This is a genomic window from Rhizobium sp. C1, assembly GCF_021026335.1.
Taxonomy (GTDB): Bacteria; Pseudomonadota; Alphaproteobacteria; order Rhizobiales; family Rhizobiaceae; genus Ensifer_A.
The window spans coordinates 13205-33774 of the sequence record NZ_JAJNCY010000013.1; the positions used below are offsets into that span (position 1 = coordinate 13205).

Here is a 20570-nt window from a genome sequence, read left to right on the forward strand (position 1 = left end):
GCGCCACCGGGCAGGGGCTCCAAAACCCGCCCTTACAGCATCAGGCTCCCATTGTCCAAGGCCTCTTCGATGGTGCGGACGGCTTTTGCGAGTTTTTCATCGATGACATGGAGATATTCCGTCCAGTCGCCGACATGTTTCAGCTCTTCCTTGCCGTCCGAAATCCCGCGAAGCCCGATCAGCGGAATCCCGAAATGCTGAGCAGCCCGCAGAATTGCAAAGCTTTCCATGTCCACCATGTCTGCATCAATTGCGTCATAGGCAGCGCCCGACACGATATTCGCACCCGTGGAAAGCCGCGCCGAGGGAATGCCCGCGACCGAAAGCGGCAGCGGTACAGCCTTCGGCAGATCGAGGAACGGCGTCAGGCCCTTCTCGAAGCCGAGTGCAGAAGCGTCCATGTCGCGATAGCTCACGGATGAGGCCTGATAGACTTCCGTCTGTCCAAGCGTCGCCGAGCCTGCCGAGCCAAGCGAGACAATGAGGTTCGGCTTGTGACCGGTTGCTTCCAGCGTCGCAAGGGCCGCCGTGAGCACCACAGCGGCCTCGACGGGGCCGACGCCCGTCATCAGCGGCGCGATATGCCCCCGCAGATGGATGCCATATTCGGCATCCACCGCCATGACGTAAAGAATGCGCTTGTTCGCAACGGTCTTGAGTTCGAAATCCATGAAGCCTGCCGCCTGTTGAAATCGCGTGGACCGTGCCACGTGAACGTGACGCCGGCAAGATCAACCGACGCGAACGACGTGCTGGTCCCAATTGACCGGCGACTGCCGGCCGTTGAAAAGGCCGCCCTCCGTCGAAATGCCGAAGCCGCGGGGGCCGGCGGCGACGCCCGAGGCCCCGGCCAGCTTGACCTCCTGAACCAGCGTGCCCGAAACCGCATCAAGCACGACATAGGATCCACCCCGCGGCGAGGTCGCAGCGACAATGCCTTCCTTGCGGTTGATGGCGATGGCGCCGACATAGTTGTCCAGATTGCGCGCCGTCTGTTCCGGCAGGTAGATGAATTCAAGGGCCTCGCCGGGGCGGAACCGGCCGATCAGCGGCGGCAGGTCGTCGCGCGCGCCTTCATACTGGCAGGCGAACCAGATTTCGTGATGGCCGGCCAGCGCGATGTGGCGGGTGGAAAGCTGCCTGAAATCTGGCGGCAATTCGTGCTTTTCGATGAGCGAGCCGGTGGCCGCATCGATCAGCGCCAGCGATGGCTCCATCCGGTCGAGGTTCAGTTTCGTGCGGCCGAAATCCGGATGGGTCTCGATCCCGCCATTGGCGGCGATCAGGGTCGTGCCGTCGAAGCTGATGGAGAGATCGTGCGGACCGACGCCATAGGTCGGGTACTCGCCGATACGGGCGAAACTGTCGGTTGCATCATAAATACCGATCACACCGCGCGCGTTGTCGAAATCGTTCTCGCTGGCATAGAGTACGCGTCCGTCGCGGGAAAATGTGCCGTGGCCGTAGAAATGCCGCCCCTCAGGCGAGGCGATCACGATCGGGGCTGCCTGGCCGTTGAGGTCGAAGATCGCCGCGAACGTGCCGGGCCGCCGCGCAAAGGCGACGACGCGGTTGTAGTTGCGGTCGAAGGCCAGTCCATGCGCCCGGTTGGGCAGCGGGCTCCGATCGATGATGGTCCCCTCCTCCGTCAGGGTCGCCAGTCCAAAATGGCCGGCTGCGTCCATGAAGGCGGCGGCGAACACGGCGTCGGTGCGCTCAAGAGCAAAGAGCTTTTCCGGTGCAAGGCCAGCCAGAAACGTCGCGCCGGCAGCGTGAATGAAGCTGCGTCGGCTCAAAAGCGCGCTACGCATCTCAATCCCCGTCCGAGAAGGTGAAGCCCGCCGCAAGACCCATGGCGCGGCCGTAATCATTGTTCAGCCGCGCCTGCAGGTCGGCGATCGTCATGACCAGGAATTCAAGCCGCGAATGCGCCTTCTCGTCGGCAAGAATGGTTTCCACCGGCATGTCAAGCTTGCCAGCCGTCACAATCGCGGTGCGGAAGTCGAAATTGATATTGGTCGTGATCGCTGAGCCTTCTCCGCGGATGATGTATTGCATCCCGCTCTTTTCCCAGAAGGCCTGCAGACCCTTCAGATTGTCCTGGACAGAACGCAGCGTGAGGCCCGAGCGCCAATAGAGCGCCTTCCGGGCATTCGCGCCGCCTTCGCCGGACGAGAAGATCATCAGCCGCTTTTCATTGGTGGTTTCCAGCCCGCGCACCAGAGTGCCGAGAAGCGCAATCAGTGCCTCCTCGCCATTGCGGAAGACCGGATTGTCGGGGCCGGGCTTGCGCCACTTGTCGGCAATGCCGTCCGGCGCGTTCCAGGCATCTGAAAGTTCCCCTGCCAGAACCGCAATATTGGCGGCGATCGCGCGACCCACATGGCAGCGGAAATTGTCCTTGCCGGCCAGAAGCTCCTCGTTGCCGGTGCCGGTCAGGACGAATTCAAGCCCCGTCAGACCCTGGATCGCCACGCTCTTCGACTTCATCGAAGCTCCGGCGATCTCGTTTTCGTCCTTGGAGGCAAGCAGCGTCTGGATCTGCTTCAGAGCCAGACCCTTGCGGTCGGGGAAGAAGAGAATGCGCTCGAACACGTTGTTGTCGAGCACCGGCCCGTCGCGCAGGACCTCGATCGTGGACCATGCCGAGACCAGATCTGCAAAGGCCTTCCGTGCGCCTTGATAGGAGGATGGATCGTTGGCTATGCAGAGCCTGTTCATCGCTGCGCCGGCCGCCTCCGCCGCGTTGCGGAAGTTGCTGTAGCCCGGAATGATGACGTCATCGACGGTCCTTTGCATGACAGGTTCGATCTCTGCATCGCTGACATAGGCGGCCCTTGCGGCCGGCGCAAACGACGCCATGGCCACGGCGGTCAGGAGGACAACGAATCTTTTCATCACAGGGACCTCAGAAATTTCAAAAGCTTTTGCCGATCGGCACGCGCCAGTGCGGCATAGGCGTTTCGCGCCCGCTCGGCTTCGCCGCCGTGCCACAGGATGGCTTCTTCCAATGTACGGGCGCGACCGTCATGCAAGTACGATTCATACCCGTTCACGGTTTGCGCGAGACCTATACCCCAGAGCGGCGCCGTACGCCATTGCCTGCCGCCGGCTTCCCCCACTTGCTGACCGTCCGCCAGCGCTTCGCCCATATCGTGAAGCAGAAGATCGCTGTAAGGCCAGATCAGCTGGAAGGCATGTTGCGGCTCGGCCGTGACGCGAGCGGTCACGAATTTCGGCCGGTGGCAGTCGGTGCAGCCCGCGCCATAGAAAAGTGCCTTGCCGGCGAGCACGTCGGTGTCATCCACCTCGCGCCGCGCCGGCGGGGCGATATTGGCGGTATAGGCGGTTAGGAGATCGAGGATCGGGTCCGGCGCTTCGGTGTCGCCAAGCCGCGGCTGAACGCCTGTGGGCATTTTCAGGCACGCCGTTTCCGCCTTGGTGCAATCCCCATAGGGATCGGGTGCGTCGGGTGATGAAATCCCGATATCGGTTGAGAGGGCCGCTGCCGCCTGCGCCCGCACTGTCGGGTTCTGCGCCTTCCAGCCGAAGCGTCCCAGCACGATCGCGCCGGTCTTGGGATCGCGCACACGGTTGGCGACGCCATGGATGCCGCGGCCCGCCTTCGCCTGACGCTCGGCCTCGGCCAGAATTTCGCTTTCGGGAATTGCCTCCAGAAGCCCCATACCGGCAAGGCTCTGGGCAATACGGGGCGAAAGCGTCGTAGTCGGGTCGAGCGGCCCATAGGCAAGCGCCGTCACGGCATCATGCGGCGCGCGCAGCGTCAAGGTGTCGCCATCGGCAAGCGTCACGGTCTTTTCGCTATAGGTGACGACCGGGCGGCCCTCGCCGGCAAGCCCGGTCACACCCTTGTCCTGCAATTGCTGGCCATAGATCGGATCGGGAAAATTGAGCCGCTGATGCGCGGAAAGCGTGGCGCGCTCGGCATCATTCGCCGGGCTGCGCGCGAGACGAAACAGGAAGGACTGGCTGTCCACCCCGCCCTCGGGTGGCCGCCCCCGGCCGTCGCGCAGATGGCAGCTCTGGCAGGATCGGGCATTGAAGAGCGGGCCGAGGCCATCGGAGGCTTCGGTGGAGGAGGGGGCCTGGGCCCACATTTTCTTGAACAGCGCAAAGCCGAGCCTGAAGCGCTCGACGCCCTTGTCGTCGAGTGTTGCGTCAGGATGGCTCATGGCCTTGGCATCGGGTCGGCCCATGAAGGTGCCCGCCCCGCCGGAAAGCGTCTCATGCGCTTCAGGCCGCGTGAAATCCGTCGTCGGCGCGGTCACCGCGCTGACGCGTTCGGCGTCGGCGGCTGAATAGCCGTTACCCCCGGCCATCACTGCGCCGGCCGCGATGACACAAACGCCAACGGCCCCCGCAGCGACGCGGAGGGCCGTGTTTCGTTTCTGAGGGCGAGAAGATTGGTCGATCATCCCTGACATAAAAACAAGCAGCCGGCTCCGATGCCGAAGCCGGCTTCCCGGTCTCACTTGAAGACCGCGTTGGGATTGTCGAGGCTCTTCGAAGTGCCAACCTTGATCTCGTCGAGGCCGAGCGCCGTCACCGCGCGCTGGATCGACTTCGTCTGATCGATCAGGCCGTCGATGCCCCGCTGAACCGTGGCATTGCCTTCCTTGTTGCCCTCGGCGATCATCTGGTCATAGGCTTCGACCGTTTCGCCGCGCTTCTTCAGCGCTTCCATGGCAGCCATGGTCACGTCGAGCTTGCCCTGAAGCTCCTTGGCGACAGCCGGATCCTTTTCCTGCAGCAGATCGCGGATCGAGGGACCCGTCATCTTCGTGCCGTCGAGGCGGGTATAGTTGCCGGTATAGCCGGTCATGATGCCGACCATGTCGTAATAGTGCGAATTGTAGGTGTTGTCGGAGAAGCAGTCCTGCTCCTCTTCCGGATCATGCAGCAGCAGGCCGAGCTTCATGCGCTCGCCCGCCAGTTCACCATAGGAAAGCGAGCCCATGCCGGTCAGAAGCGCGGTGAGCCCCGCCTTCGGATTGTCGGTCAGCACCTTGGCCGCCGCACCGTCCGGTTCGAAAGCCTTGACGATATAGTCGAGGTCGGAGACCAGCAGCGACGCGGCCGAGCGCAGATATTCGGCGCGGCGGTCGCAATTGCCATGCGTGCAATTCTTCAGGTCGTAGTCGGTGTAGGGCCGGTTGCCGGCGCCCGGGCCGGTCCCGTTGAGGTCCTGACCCCAGAGCAGAAATTCGATAGCATGATATCCTGTCGCCACATTCGCATCAATGCCATTGGCCGAATGCAGCGTGTTGGCGAGAAAGTCCGGTGTCAGATGCGAGGCATCGACCGGCTTGCCGTTGATGGTGATCGTCTTGTTTGCAATCACATTGGCCGTGTAGAGCGGGTTCTCGTCGCTTTCCGTGCCGTATTTGGCCGTGTCGACATAGTCGATCAGCCCCTCGTCGAGCGGCCAGGCATTGACCTTGCCTTCCCATTCATCAACGACCGGATTTCCGAAACGATAGTGTTCCGTCTGCAGATAGGCGGGGCGCGCCGCAATCCAGGCCGCCCGTGCGGCCTTCAGTCCGGCCTCGGAAGGTGCGGCGAGGAAATCGTTGATCGCCTTGTCCAGACGCTTCGCCCCCGTCAGCGCGTCCTGATAGTCCGCGTGCGCGATCTCGCGATAATGCGCGACGACGGCAGCCGGGCTGGTGTCGGCGTGCGCGGCCAGCGGTTGAATGGCGGTAGCGGCAAGGACAGCCGCGCCGGCAACAAATTGTCTCATCATGAAAGCCCCTTCAACGGCCCGGCGGTCCGGGATTGATACGGCGCTTTCATGACCCACAAAAAAACTTGTGTCAAATACTCTCGTTTTGAACCATTCCAGAGTTTTTGCTCTTATTGCGGCCGGCGCTGCATCAGGCAGAAATAGAAGCCGTCGGTGTCGCTGGTTGCCGGAGACAGCGTGATGCCGGTCCCGGCAGCGTCGAGTGGCTTGAGGTCGGTCTGCCGGGTGAGGCGGGCAAAATCGTCAAAAGACGAACGCAGCTCGAATTCGGGATGGTCTGCAAGGAAGCTCTGCACCTGCTCCTGGTTTTCCTGCGGCAGCAGCGAGCAGGTGACGTAAGCTAGGTGCCCGCCTGGGCGGAGATAGGAGGAGGCCGCTTCGAGAACGTCGCGCTGCTGCGTCACGCGCTCGCCAAGGTTCTTTTCCGTCAGCCGCCATTTCGTGTCGGGCCGCCGCCGCCACGTTCCCGTTCCGGTGCAGGGCGCGTCGATCAGCACGCGATCGAATTTGCCGGAGAGCGGCTTCAGCGACCCCAGACCGTCGTGAACCTGCACATTGCGTGTGCCGGCCCGTTTCAGGCGCTCAATGATGGGAGAAAGGCGCTTGCGGTCCGCGTCATAGGCATGGACCTGGCCCTTGTTGTGCATCACGGCCGAAAGCGCGAGCGTCTTTCCGCCGCCACCGGCGCAATAATCGAGAATCTGCTCGCCTTCCTGCGCCATCACCAGACCGGCGACGAGCTGCGAGCCCTCATCCTGCACCTCGAACCAGCCCTTCGCGAAGGAAAGTTCAGCCGTCACATTGGGCAGACGGTCGGAAAGCTTGCCCGCTGCAACCCGCACACCGTCCGGCGCCAGGCGGCATGCTTCGGCGCCGGCACGCTCCAGCGCCTTGACCACCTTGTCGCGGTCGGCCTTCAGCGTGTTGGCGCGCAGATCAAGAGACGGCCGCGCCGTCAGCGCCTTCGCCTCGGCCAGCCATTGATCGCCGAAATTCCGCTCAAAGTCAGCGACGACCCATTCTGGAATGTCGCCCTGAACGTGAAGCGGCGCATCCTCGATCCGTCGGGCAGCAAGAGCCTGCAGTTGCGCATCGGGAAGCGGGGGTGGCGCAAAGCGGTCGCCAACAAGCTCGGCAGCAAGCGTTTCCGGCGTAAAGCCCCATTGGCGGAACATGACGGCATGGCCGAGCGTTAAAGCGCTGTCGTCATCGAGGAGCCAGGCATGCGAAAGCTTCATGCGCAGCGCGTCATAGACAATATTGCCTATGGCGGCCCGGTCGCCGGAGCCGGCGAAGCGGTGGGAAAGACCCCAGTCCTTCAGCGCGTCGGCCACAGGGCGTCGTCTGGTCTCGATATCGTCAAGAACCTCGATCGCCCCCGCCAGCCGTCCGCCAAGTCGCATGTCTGCTCGTCTCCGTCTTCGCCCGTCAGGGCACTTTCATCGCTTCGTTAACGACGAAACGACGCAAGAGCAAGGAGAAGCGGATCAGCCAAGGACTTCGTAGCAGACTTTCGCCGTGCCGGTGGCGATCATGTGGAGCGAGTTGGCAGCACCACGCGACAGGTCCAGAACACGGCCGCGAATGAAGGGTCCGCGATCATTGACGCGCACGACGACGCTGTTGCCGTTGCGCATGTTGGTGACTTTGATCTTTGTTCCGAAGGCCAGCGACCGATGCGCGGCGGTGAGATGCGAGGGGTTCATGCGCTCGCCCGAGGCGGTCTTGGAATGCGCCGCATACCAGGAGGCGCCGCCACAGCCACGCGCGGCATATGCCTCTCCGGTTGTAGACACCAGGCCGAGACCCATTGAAAGGCCGAGGGCCAAAGTGCGAAAACGGAATGCCATTTCTAGAACTCTCCAGATGAGGAAAAAATTTCTCTGGGGCGAGCTTCAAAGGGTCAAAAATGGCTGAAAAGTGCCACAACCAATCACGGAACATTACAGTCTGAAATATTTTGCGCAAACGAATTGCGGATCAAAAAAACTTCGTATTCCGTAGTTTTTGGAATTTATCTAGAAGATTCAATGTTTCCTATATGGAGGCCGCAGATTGGGAGATGATTATTCCAATTCCGCAGCCGCTCACGGAATCCCGTGACATTCCTTGCTCAGACGCGGACAAGGAGCACGTATTCAAGGTTAAGAAATTGATAATTACACTTTTTGGTAGTTAAAATTTGAGATTAAGGCAGCCAGTTGCCACAATTCCAGAGGTTTTCGAGCGAGGACCGGTAGTTCGGATGCCCGAAACCAAAGCCAAGTCGCCGGATTTTGGCGTTCGAGACCCGCTTGTTCTCTCCATAAAAGGAGCGCGCCATGGGGCTGAGTTCGGCGGTTGCAAAGTCGGTTTCGGGCGGCGGTTCGACGCCCATCAGCTGTGCGGCGAAGGCCACGACATCCTGCGGCGGGGCCGGTTCGTCGTCGGTGACATTATAGATGCCGCCAAGTTGACGCTCGGCCAGAAACCGCGTTGCCGCGCCGATATCCTCGACGCGAATGCGATTGAAGACCTGGTGCGCCTTGACGATGCGCTTGGCGGTGCCCTCTTTCAGATTGACGAAGGCGTTGCGCCCCGGCCCATAGATACCCGAGAGCCGGAGCACGGCGACGGGCAAACCTGAAGCGGCGGCAAAGGCCTGCCAGCCGGCTTCCGCCTCCGTCCGCTCCACGGAGCGCCGCGACACAGGCCGGCATTCGGTCTCCTCGTCGACCCAGGCCCCGTCATGATCGCCGTAGACGCCGACGGTGGAAAGATATCCCACCCATTCCAGCTTCGGCATCAGAGAGGAGAGCCGCGCTGCGCCCCAATGCAGCAGGGGGTCGCCTTCCGGGCCGGGCGCGATTGACTGGACGAGATGCGTGGTCTGCGAAAGACGGGCGCAAAACGCCTCATCCGGTTCGCCGCCGGCATAGAGATAAGCGTCAACGCCTTTCGCCTTCAGTCGCTCGGCCTTGTCCGGCGTGCGCGTCGTTCCGGCAACCGGGCCCAGGAGATCGCTGCAGGCCTCGGCAATCGCCTTGCCCGAATAGCCGCAGCCGAAGATCGTCAATGTCATTTCAATGTCCCAGCGAATCCCGTTCGCTGAGTACTATAGGATCGCTTTCCCCCTTGGGAAGGGCCCTCAGCGCAGCGTCCGGACCTTCGAGCGATGCGACGGCCCAAAGCGCACTGGCCCGCACGACCGGATCGTCATCCGCGAGCAGGCCCTGGCAGAGGGGGAGAAGGCTGGGGTCTGCGGAATTCCCCGCGGCGATCAGGCAATTGCGGATGAAGCGGTTTCGCCCGATCCGCTTGATCGGCGAGCCGGTGAAGAAACTGCGGAATGCGGCGTCGTCCAGCCCCAGCAGAAAATCGAGCCGTGGAGCCGCAAGTTCGGGACGCGGCTGCAACTTCATCTCGCGTGCCGTCTGGGCAAACTTGTTCCACGGACAGGCGGCAAGACAATCGTCGCAGCCATAGATGCGGTTTCCCATCGCCGCGCGGAACTCTGCGCCGATCATACCCTTGTGTTCGATGGTCAGGTAGGAAATGCAGCGCCGCGCATCGATCCGGCCGGGCGCCGGAAATGCCTGTGTAGGACAGGCGTCGAGACAGGCGCGGCATGAGCCGCAATGATCCGTCTCGGTGGTGTCGGGCGCGATCTCCGTGGTCGTGAAGATCGAACCGAGGAAGAACCAGGAGCCAAGTTCCCGGCTGACGAGATTGGTATGCTTGCCCTGCCAGCCAAGCCCCGCCTGCATGGCGAGCGGCTTTTCCATGACAGGCGCGGTATCGACGAAGACCTTCACGTCTTCGCCCGTTCGCGCGGCAATCTTGCCGGCCAGTTCCTTGAGCTTGCCCTTGATAATGTCGTGATAGTCGCGATTGCGGGCATAGACGGAGATATTGCCGCGATCCGGCATCTGCGTCGTTGCCAGCGGGTCGCCGTTCGGGCCATAATTCATGGCAAGCACGACGACGCTGTTGGCTTCCGGCCAAAGCATCCTGGGATCGGCGCGCCGCGCGGCCGTCTCCACCATCCAGTCCATGGTCCCGTGAAAGCCGGCGCTGACAAAGCCGGCCAGATCTTCAGCCAGCCGGGGCGAGGCCTCTGCCGGCGCAATCCGCGCCGCAGAAAAGCCGAGACGCAAAGCCTCGGCCTTGATGAATGCTCTCAGCTTGTCCGTTGTCTCTGCCATGGGGCGAGTTTACGCGTTCCCGTGCAGCCCGGCGAGATCAGAAATCGAGATCGGCATAATGCGATACCGGTGTCACCCCGCGCACACGCTCCGAGAGAAGCTGGCGGAACGAGGGGCGCGACTTGATGCGCTGATACCAGTCGCGCGCTTGCGGAGATTCCGCCCAGGTGATTTCGCCAAGATAATCAAGCTCGGAAAGCGCCGCGGCTGCGGCCAGATCCGCATAGCTCAGCCGACTGCCGGCGAGATAGCTGCGCGACCCTGCGAGCCAAGAGATATATTTCATGTGCTGGCGGATATTGCCGCGCGCCATGCGCAAGATCTTCGAATCCGGTGCGCCGCCGCCGAGCGTCGGCGGCATCTGCAGCTTGAAGATCCGCTCGCGCACCAGCGGCTTCGTGACGTCGGCTTCCATCTTGACCAGGAACCACTCGACCAGCCGGCGGATTTCTGCCCGCTGAAAAGGGTCTTCGGCGAGCAGTCGCTTGTCCCGCTTCAGAATGCCGGAGGTCTCGTCAAGGAACTCGGAAATCACCGTTGCGCCGCACAGGACGCGCATGTTGTCATCGACAAGCACAGGCAGCGTACCGGACGGATTGAGCTTGATGAAATCCTTGCGCATTTCCCAGGGCTGCTCTTCCGTGAGCTCGACAGGCAGGCCGTACTCGCCGAGAACAAGGCGGATGAACCGCGAGGCGGACGACATGGTGTGATGATAAAGTACTGGCATTGATTCCGTTTCGGTCCGGTTCGGCGCTCCTGGGGTGGCTCGCCCGCATTCGTTTACAAAATCCTAGCGCCCAGGGTTTAAGAAAAGCTATAGCTTTTGCCAATTCCGCGATTCGCCCGTCCTTCAGCATTTTCAAATCTCATAAAGAGGTCATTTCATGACACGCCGCTCTGAATGATCCGGATGGCCGCTTCCTTGCGCCTTTCCCCCGGCCAGGAGCTGCCTCTTTCTCGTCATCCAGCCGGTTGTCCAACTGCAATCATGGTCCCACGGAGAGATCGATGGACTATATCAATGCAATTCTTCTCGGCATCATCGAAGGGATCACGGAATTTCTCCCGATCTCCTCGACCGGCCACCTTCTGATCGCCGAACAATGGCTGGGCGACCGGTCCGACACGTTCAACGTCGTCATCCAGGCCGGCGCGATCCTCGCCGTTACCTTTATCTATTGGCAGCGCATTCTCTCGCTCCTTCTCGGCTTCCGCGATCCTGAAAACCGCGATTATCTGCTGAAGCTGATTGTCGCCTTTCTCATCACGGCCGTGCTTGGCCTGATTGTCACGAAAATGGGCTTCAAGCTGCCTGAAAGCGTCGTTCCGATCGCCTGGGCGCTGATCATCGGCGGCATCTGGATGATTGTTGCCGAGCAGATTGCGGCGCGCCGCCCGGCCAGCTCCAAGGTGACATGGCCCGTCGCCATCATCGTCGGCCTCGCCCAGATCGTCGCGGGCGTTTTCCCCGGCACATCGCGTTCCGGCGCCACCATCTTCGCGGCGATGCTCTTCGGCACCGGAAACCGTGCTGCGGCAACCGAGTTCGCCTTCCTCGTCGGCATCCCGACCATGTATGCCGCCAGCGGCTATGAGCTGCTGAAGTCTATCAAGGCCGCCAAGCTCGAGAATGCCCCGCCGGAAAACTGGACGCTGCTCGGCATCGCCTTCGTTGTTTCGATGATCGTCGCCTTCGTCTCGGTCAAGTGGCTGCTCGGCTATATCCGTTCCAACCGCTTCACGGCCTTTGCGATCTACCGCATCATCCTCGGCGTCGCGCTTTTCGGCATGCTCGGCCTCGGCTGGGTTAAGTAAGATCAAGGACGAATAGTCCGATAGCGAACAGGATGCTCCAGGCATTGCCGGGAGCATTACGGAACCACCCGGCAGCAAAACAGGCTCGGAGACGGCCATGCGCCCTCGGATCATCATGCTGACAGGCGTCACCCACGCCAATCGCCATCAGGTTACCGCCGATATCAACGACGCAGTCGTGTCCGCCGGGGGATGGGTCAGCGATCACACCTTCCTCTCCAACATCGCGACCAATTTCCGCATGGTGCTGCCGCCGCAGGGGCTTGCGCGGTTCCGCGATCTGGTAACGACGGCGGGCGTCCATCTGGATGCCGAGAGCGAGACGGCCGTCGCAGACCTGATCGCCAACGAAAAAGGCCTGCCGGAAGAGCTTCCGGCAAGCCTCAATGTCACCTTCATTCATGATGAGCCCGATCTGCGGCGCGAGGTTCCGGCCGTTCCGGGGTGAGAACGGTTTATGCCAGACCGTCGAAAAGCGCCGTCGACAGATAACGTTCGGCAAAGGACGGGATGATCACGACAATCGTCTTGCCGGCATTTTCCTCGCGGGCTCCCACCTTGATCGCCGCCGTCAGCGCCGCGCCCGACGAAATTCCGACCGGTACGCCCTCCAGGCGAGCCACGAGACGGGCGGTTTCGAAAGCCTCGTCATTCGTGACCGTCACCACTTCATCATAGACCGACGTATCAAGTACCTTCGGGGTGAAGCCCGCGCCGATGCCTTGGATCTTGTGCGGGCCGGGCGCGCCGCCGGAAAGAACCGGGCTGTCGGCCGGCTCGACCGCGATGACCTTAACTGAGGGCTTTCGCTCTTTCAGCACCTGTCCGGTGCCGGTAATGGTGCCGCCCGTGCCGATGCCGGACACGAAGATATCGACACCGCCATCGGTGTCGTTCCAGATCTCCTCGGCCGTCGTCTTGCGGTGGATTTCCGGGTTGGCCGGGTTTTCGAACTGCTGCGGGATGATCGCGTCGGGCAGGGTGGTGGCCAACTCCTCGGCCTTGGCAATCGCACCCTTCATGCCCTTCGGGCCTTCCGTGAGCACGAGTTCGGCACCCAGCAGCGCCAGCATCTTGCGGCGTTCGACCGACATGGTTTCCGGCATGGTCAGGATCAGCTTGTAGCCCTTGGCGGCAGCGGCAAAGGCGAGCGCAATGCCGGTATTGCCGGACGTCGGCTCAACAAGCGTGGTTTTGCCGGGCGTGATCTTGCCCTGCGCTTCCAGGCTTTCGATCATGGCGACGCCGATGCGGTCCTTGACGGAGGCGATGGGGTTGAAGAATTCAAGCTTGGCGAGAAGGTTCGCCTTCACGCCCTTTTCCTTCGCCAGCTTGTCGAGGCGGACAATGGGCGTATCGCCGATGGTCTCGATGATCGAATTATAGACGCGGCCACGTCCCGGCTTCTTTGCCGCCATCATGTGTCTCCCAGATTGAATGTCTTGGAATGCAAGATAGGCACAAACGGAAACCCTCGCCAGAACCGAATGATCGGGGGAGCGGGCGCGAAGAGAATTTTCTGCCAAATTCGGCCCGTTTGGCGAATGTCCGTGTTACGCGGCGCGTGCGGCAATGTAGACGGCGGTGCCGGCCAGAATGCCGCCGGCCGCGCGGTTCAGCAGTTTCAGCGCCGAAGGCTCCTTGAGAAGCTCGCGCGCCTTGGCCGCGAGAAGGATATAGGGAACGAGCACGAGCAGCAGCACGACTGCCGTCACGATGACCAGAGCGGCGTAATCCTGCGGGCCGATCTGGGCAAGCGGGATCAGCGTCGGAACCAGCGCGACATAGAAAAGCATGGTTTTCGGGTTGCCCAACGTGACGAGCAGACCGGACATGAAAGATGCCCCCAGGCCACCTGCTCGCTTCGCCTCGATCTTCTGGCCCAACAGCCCTGCCGTCCAGAGTTTCCAGGCGATATAGCCCAGATAAAGCGCGCCGGCGAATTTCAGCACCATGAAGGCAGTCGTGAAGGTCTGCGCCACATAGGCAAGGCCGAGAACGACGGCTGTCAAATAGACGACATCCCCCAGGATGAGCCCGAGCCCCATGAAGAAGGTCGGCCGGAAGCCGGAGCCCAGGGCGCGCGCGACAATCGCTGTGATCCCGGGACCGGGAATGGCGGCGGCAACGAAGAGTGCGAAGGCATATGTGAGAAGATTGGCGGCGGTCATGAAAGTTCTCCCGCCGACTTCATGCCTCAGATGCAAAAAGGAGGCAATTGGGAAGATGTCACGGAACCGCCGTTCGGACCATTCGTCGCCTTAAATCTTGTCTCCGTGTCAATTCCTGACTTGCGGGCATGATTGCGGGAACTACGTTTCGTGACATCAAGCACCGGAGCCGCTTATGCCGTCAGCCGCAACCCTTGCAGCCTTTGCCCTCGTTGCGCTGGGCATGGTTCTCACGCCCGGACCGAACATGCTCTACCTGATTTCGCGGTCGCTGAGCCAGGGTCCGAAGGCCGGGCTGGTTTCGCTATGCGGCGTGGCTTGCGGCTTTGTCGTCTACATGTTGGCCGCTGCTTTCGGGATCACGGCCATTCTCTTCGCGGTCCCGATTGCCTACGATGCGCTGCGTTTTGCCGGTGCAGCCTATCTCGCATGGCTCGCATGGAACGCGCTGAAACCCGGCGCCCGGCCGATCTTCGAAACGCGCGATCTACCGATCGACGGGCCGCGCCGCCTCTTCTTCATGGGTTTGATCACCAATCTTCTGAACCCGAAAGTCGCGGTTCTCTATCTCTCGCTGCTGCCGCAGTTCATCGAGCCGGCAAAGGACCATGTTCTGGCGCAGTCGGTTGTCCTGGGATTGGTGCAGATCGCGATCAGCGTTTCCGTCAACGCGACAATCGCCATTTCCGCCGGCTCGGTTGCCGTGTTCCTGAAAGAGCGCCCCTTCTGGGCTCAGGTTCAGCGCTGGCTGATGGGAACGGTTCTGGCCGGTCTTGCGGCGCGGATGGCGCTGGAAAGCCGGCGCTGATCAGACGCCTGTCGACCCGAAGCCGCCTGCGCCCCGCTCGGTGTCGGAGGTTTCGTTGACCTCGCGCACGCGCACCTGCGTCACCGGTGCGACCACCATCTGGGCGATGCGCATGCCGCGTTCGATGAGGAATTCCTCTTCGCCGAGATTGATCAGCAGGACCTTCACTTCGCCGCGATAATCGCTGTCTATCGTTCCGGGCGTGTTGAGGCAGGTGATGCCGTGCTTGAAGGCGAGGCCGGAACGGGGGCGGATCTGCGCTTCATAGCCTTGCGGGATTTCCATGACGAGGCCGGTCGGCACCAGCGCGCGCTTGCCGGGTATCAGCATCAGCGGCCGGTCTTCGGAAACGGCGGCGCGCAGGTCCATGCCGGCAGCGCCTGCCGTCTCGTAAGACGGAAGATCGAGGCCATCGGCGTGAGAAAGCCGGACAAGACCCAGAACCGGCTCAAGCGCAGGGGTGGCATGAGGATGCATGTTCATCGGCCGCACTCCGCTGACTGTTTGAGGATAGATGACTAGTATCTAGCGCCCGGATGTGACGGGTCAATTGAACTTTGCCTCCGAAGCCGGTAGAAGGCGGCCAATTCACAGGATTTGAACGTCATATGACCGAGACTTTGGCCGAGGCGGTTTCGCGCCGCCGCACCTTCGCAATCATCGCCCACCCGGACGCCGGCAAGACCACGCTGACCGAAAAGCTGCTGCTGTTCGGCGGCGCGATCCAGCTCGCCGGGGAAGTCAAGGCGAAGAAGGACCGCATCCAGACGCGGTCCGACTGGATGAAGATCGAGCGCGAACGCGGCATTTCGGTCGTCACCTCGGTGATGACCTTCGAATATGAAGGCAATGTCTTCAACATTTTGGACACGCCCGGCCACGAGGATTTTGCGGACGACACCTATCGCACGCTGACCGCCGTCGACGCTGCCGTCATGGTCATCGACGCCGCCAAGGGTATCGAGCCGCGCACGCTGAAGCTCTTCGAAGTCTGCCGCATGCGCGACATTCCGATCATCACCTTCATCAACAAGATGGACCGCGAAAGCCGCGATCCCTTTGAAATCCTGGACGAAGTGGAAGAAAAGCTGGCGCTGGACACGGCCCCGGTCACCTGGCCGGTCGGTCGTTCCAAGACCTTCTGCGGCTCGTTCAATCTCGCCAACTCGACCTTCCGCGGCAGCGACACACAGGTCGAGCCGCTGGCCGTGAACGGGCCGGAAAGCATTGCCGACCGCCTGCCGGAGAATGAACGCTCCGCCTTTATCGACGAGCTGGAACTGGCCCGCGAAGCCTGCCGTCCGTTTGATCGCGCAAGCTTCCTCGAAGGGCATATGACGCCGGTCTTTTTCGGTTCGGCGCTCCGGAATTTCGGCGTTCGCGATCTCATCAACGCGCTCGGCGCTTACGCACCGCCGCCGCGTGACCAGGTGGCGGATACGCGCACCGTTCATGCAGCCGAAGACAAGATGACCGCCTTCGTCTTCAAGATCCAGGCCAACATGGACCCCAACCATCGCGACCGCATTGCCTTCGCCCGCATCTGCTCCGGCAAGCTGGAGCGCGGCATGAAGGCGCGACTGGCCCGCACCGGCAAGCAGATGGGGCTCACCGCCCCGCAATTCTTCTTCGCCTCGCAACGCCAGCTGGCCGACACGGCCTATGCCGGCGACGTGGTGGGCATTCCGAACCACGGAACCTTGCGCATTGGCGACACACTGACCGAGGGCGAGGCGCTGGTTTTCCAGGGTGTGCCGAACTTCTCGCCGGAAATCCTGCGCCGTGTGCGTCTCGAAGACGCGATGAAGGCCAAGAAGCTGAAGGAAGCGCTCCAGCAGATGGCCGAAGAGGGCGTCGTGCAGCTCTTCTCGCCGGAAGACGGTTCGCCCGCCATCGTCGGCGTTGTCGGCGCGCTGCAGCTTGATGTGCTGAAGGAACGCCTGCAGCAGGAATATGGCCTGCCGGTCTCGTTTGAGATGTCGCGCTTCTCCGTCTGCCGCTGGATCTCCGCCGACAATTCGGCCGATCTCGAAAAGTTCATCACCACCAAGCGCGGCGATATCTGCCGAGACCTCGACGGCGATCCGGTCTTCCTGGCGCAGGACAGCTTCTCACTGCGATACGAGGCAGAACGCGCACCGGCCATCAAGATGGCGGCGATCAAGGAATATCACGTCCAGAAGGCGGCGTGATCCTGAACGCTCAATCTCCGGGCCTGCCGGGCAGGTTCGGGATGCCGCTCAGCCAGTCGACGGCGGAGCGGCACCAGATCTTGTGCTTTGGCTTCAACTGGCTGCGCTGGTTGATGGAGCCCCAGCGGATGCCGACCGTTTCCGCATCCTTGCCCTCGCCCGTCGTGTAGATCGGTGAGCCGCAATCGCCGCAGAAGAATTGTAGCCGCCGCGCGCCGTTATCGGCGCGTTTTTCGTAGCGTTTGGGCGGTTTTCCGGTCAGCCGGAACTGATCGGCGGGTGTTGACACGGTCACGCGAAAGGCCGATCCGGTGAGCCTTTGGCAATCCGTACAATGGCAGATGGAAACGTCTTCAGGCTCGATTTCCGCTTCGTAAGTCACTGTTCCACAATGGCATTGTCCGTCTATCCGCATCATCTCAGCACCATTCCTTTATTCGTGCCGGGAACTTCCGGAAGCCTCTGCTTCTTATAATTGACAGCAAAAGCCTCTAAGTAGGTTTTTGTTGCATCATGGATTGAAGAGCAGAGGGAGAGACTTATGCGCGTGATCGAATACAAGGCTTTCGGGGATCCGGCCGAGGTTCTGGTAGCTGGCGAACGTCCCATGCCCGAGCCGGGTCCGGGAGAAATCCGCGTCCGCATGACGCTATCACCGATCCACAATCATGATCTGTGGACCATTCGAGGCAGCTATGGCGTCAAGCCGCCGCTGCCCGCTGTCGGCGGCACGGAAGCCGCCGGTGTTGTCGATGCGCTGGGCGCCGGCGTGACCAATCTTTCCGTCGGTCAGCGTGTCATGGCCGCAGGGCTTACCGATACCTGGGCCGAATATTTCCTCATGAAAGCGCAGCGCGCGATTCCACTGCCGGACTCGGTGCCGGACGAGCTCGGCTGCCAGCTCATCGCCATGCCTATCAGTGCGCTGATGGCGCTGGATGATCTTGGCGTGAAGCCCGGCGAGTGGCTGATCCAGAATGCCGCGACCGGCGCTGTGGGCAAGACGATCGCGATGATCTGTCAGGCGCGCGGCATCAATGTCATCAACGTCGTGCGCCGCGATGCGGGCGTCGGCGAACTGGAAGCACTCGGGATTTCCAATAATGTCTCGACGCAGGATCCGGGCTGGATGGACAAGGTGAAGATGTTCCCCGGCAGCGACCCGATCCTCTACGCCATCGACAGCGTCGGGGCCAAGGAAAGCGGCCAGCTGATGAGCCTGCTCGGCGAAGGGGCAACGCTCATGTCCTTCGGCACGATGAGCGGTGGCAATATGGAGATTTCCTCCGGCGACCTGATCTTCAAACAGGCCAAGGTCATCGGCTTCTGGGGCGCCAAGCGCTCGGGCAAGACAAGCCCCGCCGATTACGCCCGCATGATCGGCGAACTGATCACGCTCGCCTCCAATGGCCAGCTGAACCTGCCGGTCGAAGAAATCTATGGCCTTGAAGACGGCGCCAAGGCCGCCGCCGCCAGCATGGAACCTGGCCGCAAGGGCAAGGTTCTGATCCGCGGCTGAGGCCGATGGATCCATGAAACGAAAACGGGGCGGAAAAACCGCCCCGTTTTTTGTTTGTCGGGTCGAGACTTTGATCAACCGGCCTTACGGTAACCCTGTGCCGGAGCCTGACCGCCAGAAACGCGGAAGCGCTCGATGAGCTCCAGCAGCGTGCCGGTGTCGTTGGCGAGCATTTCCGCAGATGCCGTCGTTTCCTCGGCCATGGCCGCATTTTTCTGGGTGGCGAGGTCCAGTTCGTTCATCGAGGACGAGATGGAGCGCAGCGTCGTGTCCTGCTCGTTGGCGCGGTGGGCGATCTGAATGACGATCTCGTTGGCGCTTTCGACCTGCTGGGAGATCCGCTTCAAGGCTTCGCCGGCCTCGCCGACCAGCTGAACGCCATCGCCGACCTGCGCCGACGACTTGTTGATCTGTTCCTTGATCTGCTTGGCAGCGGCCGCAGAGCGCTGCGCCAGTTCACGCACTTCCTGTGCGACCACGGCAAAGCCCTTGCCGCTTTCCCCGGCTCGCGCCGCCTCGACGCCGGCATTCAGCGCGAGGAGGTTGGTCTGGAAGGCAATCTCGTCGATCACGCCGATGATATTGCCGATTTCCTGCGAGGACTGTTCGATCCCGCTCATGGCGTTGATCGCCTTTTCGACCACGCGGTCGTTCTTCTCGGCTTCGGACCGCACTTCGCCCACGCGGCCTGCGGCTTCGCGCGCGCCATCCGCGGTCTGGCGAACGGCCACCGTCAGTTCATCCAGCGCCGCCGAGGTTTCCTCAAGGCTTGCCGCCTGCCGTTCGGTACGCTGCGCCAGTTCATTCGAGGCGCGGCGGATTTCTTCCTTGCTGACGCCAATATCGGTGCCGCGTTCCTTGATCAGCGTCATTGTCCGCTCAAGCTGGCTGATGGCGCCGTTGAAGTTGTCGCGCAGTTCCGCATAACGGTTGCCCAGATCGCCGCAGCGCACCGTGAGATCGCCCTGGGCGAGCTGTTCCAATGCCTGACCGATCGTACGAACGACGCGCGCCTGTGTTTCCGCTTCCGTGGCCTGAAAATCGGCGTTCTGTTGGCGCTCGGCATCGATCTGGCGCTTGTGCTCGGCTTCCCGCTCGGCCATGGCGCGCCGCTCGCGCACCTTCTCCTGAAGCTCGGCCGTGGCTTTCGCCATCATCCCCACTTCGTTTGACATCTCGCGATGCGGAACGGGCGTATCGATATCGCCTTCGGCAACCCGATGCAGGGTTTCGCGAATGGCATCGAGCGGGCGTGTAATGCCGCGGATCAAAGCGTAGGCTGCAACCAGGGCCAACACGAAAATTACCGCCGACACCGCCACGATCTGGATGATCTGCTGTCGGATCTGGGCGTTCAAGTCATCGACATAAAGGCCGGTAGCGACGACCGCCTTCCACGGCTCATAGGCCTTGGCATAAACCGATTTGGGATAGGTGTAGTCGTTCGGGTCCTTGCCGGGCTTGGGACCGATCAGATTGACATATCCGCCGCCTTCCTGGCCGACTTTCACGATGGCATCACGATAGGCAAAGCCCGTCTGGTCCGCCTTGCCCTTGAAATTCTGCCCGACCAGCTTCTGGTTGATGTGGAAGAGCATGTTGACGTCATAGTCATAGCCGAAGAAATAGCCATCGGGATCGTAGCGCAGCTTCGAAAGGAGATCATAGGCACGCTTCTTGGCCTCTTCGACCGTGAATTCACCAGCCTTCGCACGGTCATCGAAGTCCTTCATCACCGAAAGCGCGGTTTCGATCTCGGTGCGAAGCGTTTGGTTACGCTCGTTATAGATGGTTGCCGTTGCCGATCTCACTTCGAAATAGGTTGCTACCGCAAACGCGGCCATCAGGCCTCCGACTAGGATGAATAGCTGCACCGATATCTTGAGATTCTTCATGCCAAAAACCCAGTCCTCACGTCTCGACACAGTCATAAAGAGAGGCCGCGTGCGACGCATTAATTTATTAATAACTAATATATATAGTTATCGAAATATTCTTAAGGAAATCTTATAGGCATCCCTGAATTCTAAAGGGCACCTCCCAAGCAGAAAGCGGCCCTCCCTTGTGGCGAACCGCTTTCCAATCTTCTGTCAATTTGGCGAACCGGACTTGAA

20 protein-coding genes are annotated in these 20570 nt (G+C 61.4%); 5 read left to right on the top strand and 15 right to left on the bottom strand.

The window, feature by feature from the left end:
- Positions 1-32: 32 nt before the first annotated feature.
- From LQK83_RS20355 to LQK83_RS20400, 10 genes are all read right to left on the bottom strand, one after another.
- Positions 33-671, bottom strand: a complete 639-nt coding sequence (locus LQK83_RS20355) for a 5'-methylthioadenosine/S-adenosylhomocysteine nucleosidase (RefSeq protein ID WP_230839320.1) — start codon at positions 669-671, stop codon at positions 33-35.
- A 60-nt stretch (positions 672-731) separates the two neighbouring features.
- Complete coding sequence (locus LQK83_RS20360; protein WP_230839321.1) at positions 732-1811, bottom strand: DUF1513 domain-containing protein; 1080 nt, start codon at positions 1809-1811, stop codon at positions 732-734.
- Between the two features lies 1 nt (position 1812).
- Entirely contained in the window at positions 1813-2898 is a 1086-nt protein-coding gene (locus LQK83_RS20365; RefSeq protein WP_230839322.1) for an imelysin family protein, read from the bottom strand.
- The gene (locus LQK83_RS20370) at positions 2898-4340 is read right to left on the bottom strand and encodes a di-heme oxidoreductase family protein (protein WP_230839323.1); all 1443 of its coding nucleotides are present in this window, start codon (positions 4338-4340) and stop codon (positions 2898-2900) included. Before LQK83_RS20370 ends, LQK83_RS20365 begins: the two co-directional genes overlap by 1 nt.
- Positions 4341-4489: 149 nt before the next feature.
- Complete coding sequence (locus LQK83_RS20375; protein WP_230839324.1) at positions 4490-5764, bottom strand: imelysin family protein; 1275 nt, start codon at positions 5762-5764, stop codon at positions 4490-4492.
- A 110-nt stretch (positions 5765-5874) separates the two neighbouring features.
- Positions 5875-7167, bottom strand: a complete 1293-nt coding sequence (locus LQK83_RS20380) for an RsmB/NOP family class I SAM-dependent RNA methyltransferase (RefSeq protein ID WP_230839325.1) — start codon at positions 7165-7167, stop codon at positions 5875-5877.
- Positions 7168-7251: 84 nt separating this feature from the next.
- Positions 7252-7614, bottom strand: a complete 363-nt coding sequence (locus LQK83_RS20385) for a septal ring lytic transglycosylase RlpA family protein (protein ID WP_230839326.1) — start codon at positions 7612-7614, stop codon at positions 7252-7254.
- A 338-nt stretch (positions 7615-7952) separates the two neighbouring features.
- Positions 7953-8825, bottom strand: coding sequence for an SDR family oxidoreductase (locus LQK83_RS20390; protein ID WP_230839327.1), 873 nt, complete (start codon positions 8823-8825; stop codon positions 7953-7955).
- A 1-nt stretch (position 8826) separates the two neighbouring features.
- Positions 8827-9948, bottom strand: coding sequence for a tRNA epoxyqueuosine(34) reductase QueG (gene queG / locus LQK83_RS20395; RefSeq protein ID WP_230839328.1), 1122 nt, complete (start codon positions 9946-9948; stop codon positions 8827-8829).
- Between the two features lie 37 nt (positions 9949-9985).
- Entirely contained in the window at positions 9986-10678 is a 693-nt protein-coding gene (locus LQK83_RS20400) for a glutathione S-transferase family protein (protein ID WP_230839329.1), read from the bottom strand.
- A gap of 281 nt (positions 10679-10959) precedes the next feature.
- Between LQK83_RS20400 and LQK83_RS20405 the strand changes: the two genes are divergently transcribed.
- Positions 10960-11766: an undecaprenyl-diphosphate phosphatase gene (locus LQK83_RS20405; RefSeq protein WP_230839330.1), complete on the top strand. Its 807-nt coding sequence runs from the start codon at positions 10960-10962 to the stop codon at positions 11764-11766.
- A gap of 97 nt (positions 11767-11863) precedes the next feature.
- Complete coding sequence (locus LQK83_RS20410; protein ID WP_230839331.1) at positions 11864-12214, top strand: hypothetical protein; 351 nt, start codon at positions 11864-11866, stop codon at positions 12212-12214.
- A 7-nt stretch (positions 12215-12221) separates the two neighbouring features.
- Here LQK83_RS20410 and cysK read toward each other — a convergent pair whose 3' ends face one another.
- Both cysK and LQK83_RS20420 read right to left on the bottom strand, forming a co-directional pair.
- Positions 12222-13187 (bottom strand): cysteine synthase A, encoded by a 966-nt coding sequence (cysK, locus tag LQK83_RS20415; protein ID WP_230839332.1) that lies wholly within the window; start codon positions 13185-13187, stop codon positions 12222-12224.
- Positions 13188-13319: 132 nt separating this feature from the next.
- Positions 13320-13937, bottom strand: coding sequence for a LysE family translocator (locus LQK83_RS20420; protein WP_230839333.1), 618 nt, complete (start codon positions 13935-13937; stop codon positions 13320-13322).
- A 175-nt stretch (positions 13938-14112) separates the two neighbouring features.
- Between LQK83_RS20420 and LQK83_RS20425 the strand changes: the two genes are divergently transcribed.
- Entirely contained in the window at positions 14113-14745 is a 633-nt protein-coding gene (locus tag LQK83_RS20425; RefSeq protein ID WP_230839334.1) for a LysE family translocator, read from the top strand.
- Here the strand turns inward: LQK83_RS20425 and dut are convergent, their stop codons facing one another.
- Positions 14746-15228 carry a dUTP diphosphatase gene (dut, locus tag LQK83_RS20430; RefSeq protein ID WP_230839335.1) on the bottom strand — a complete coding sequence of 161 codons (483 nt, stop codon included), beginning with the start codon at positions 15226-15228 and terminating at the stop codon, positions 14746-14748.
- Positions 15229-15353: 125 nt separating this feature from the next.
- On the opposite strand from dut, the gene LQK83_RS20435 reads away from it, so the two are divergent.
- Positions 15354-16937 (top strand): peptide chain release factor 3, encoded by a 1584-nt coding sequence (locus tag LQK83_RS20435; protein ID WP_230839336.1) that lies wholly within the window; start codon positions 15354-15356, stop codon positions 16935-16937.
- Positions 16938-16947: 10 nt separating this feature from the next.
- On the opposite strand, the gene LQK83_RS20440 is transcribed toward LQK83_RS20435, so the two are convergent.
- Positions 16948-17352, bottom strand: a complete 405-nt coding sequence (locus tag LQK83_RS20440; RefSeq protein WP_230839397.1) for a GFA family protein — start codon at positions 17350-17352, stop codon at positions 16948-16950.
- A 126-nt stretch (positions 17353-17478) separates the two neighbouring features.
- Between LQK83_RS20440 and LQK83_RS20445 the strand changes: the two genes are divergently transcribed.
- Positions 17479-18456, top strand: a complete 978-nt coding sequence (locus tag LQK83_RS20445; RefSeq protein WP_230839337.1) for a zinc-binding dehydrogenase — start codon at positions 17479-17481, stop codon at positions 18454-18456.
- 74 nt (positions 18457-18530) lie between these two features.
- On the opposite strand, the gene LQK83_RS20450 is transcribed toward LQK83_RS20445, so the two are convergent.
- A complete protein-coding gene (locus tag LQK83_RS20450) occupies positions 18531-20351 on the bottom strand; it encodes a methyl-accepting chemotaxis protein (protein ID WP_230839338.1) in 1821 nt (606 codons plus the stop codon).
- Positions 20352-20570 lie beyond the last annotated feature (219 nt).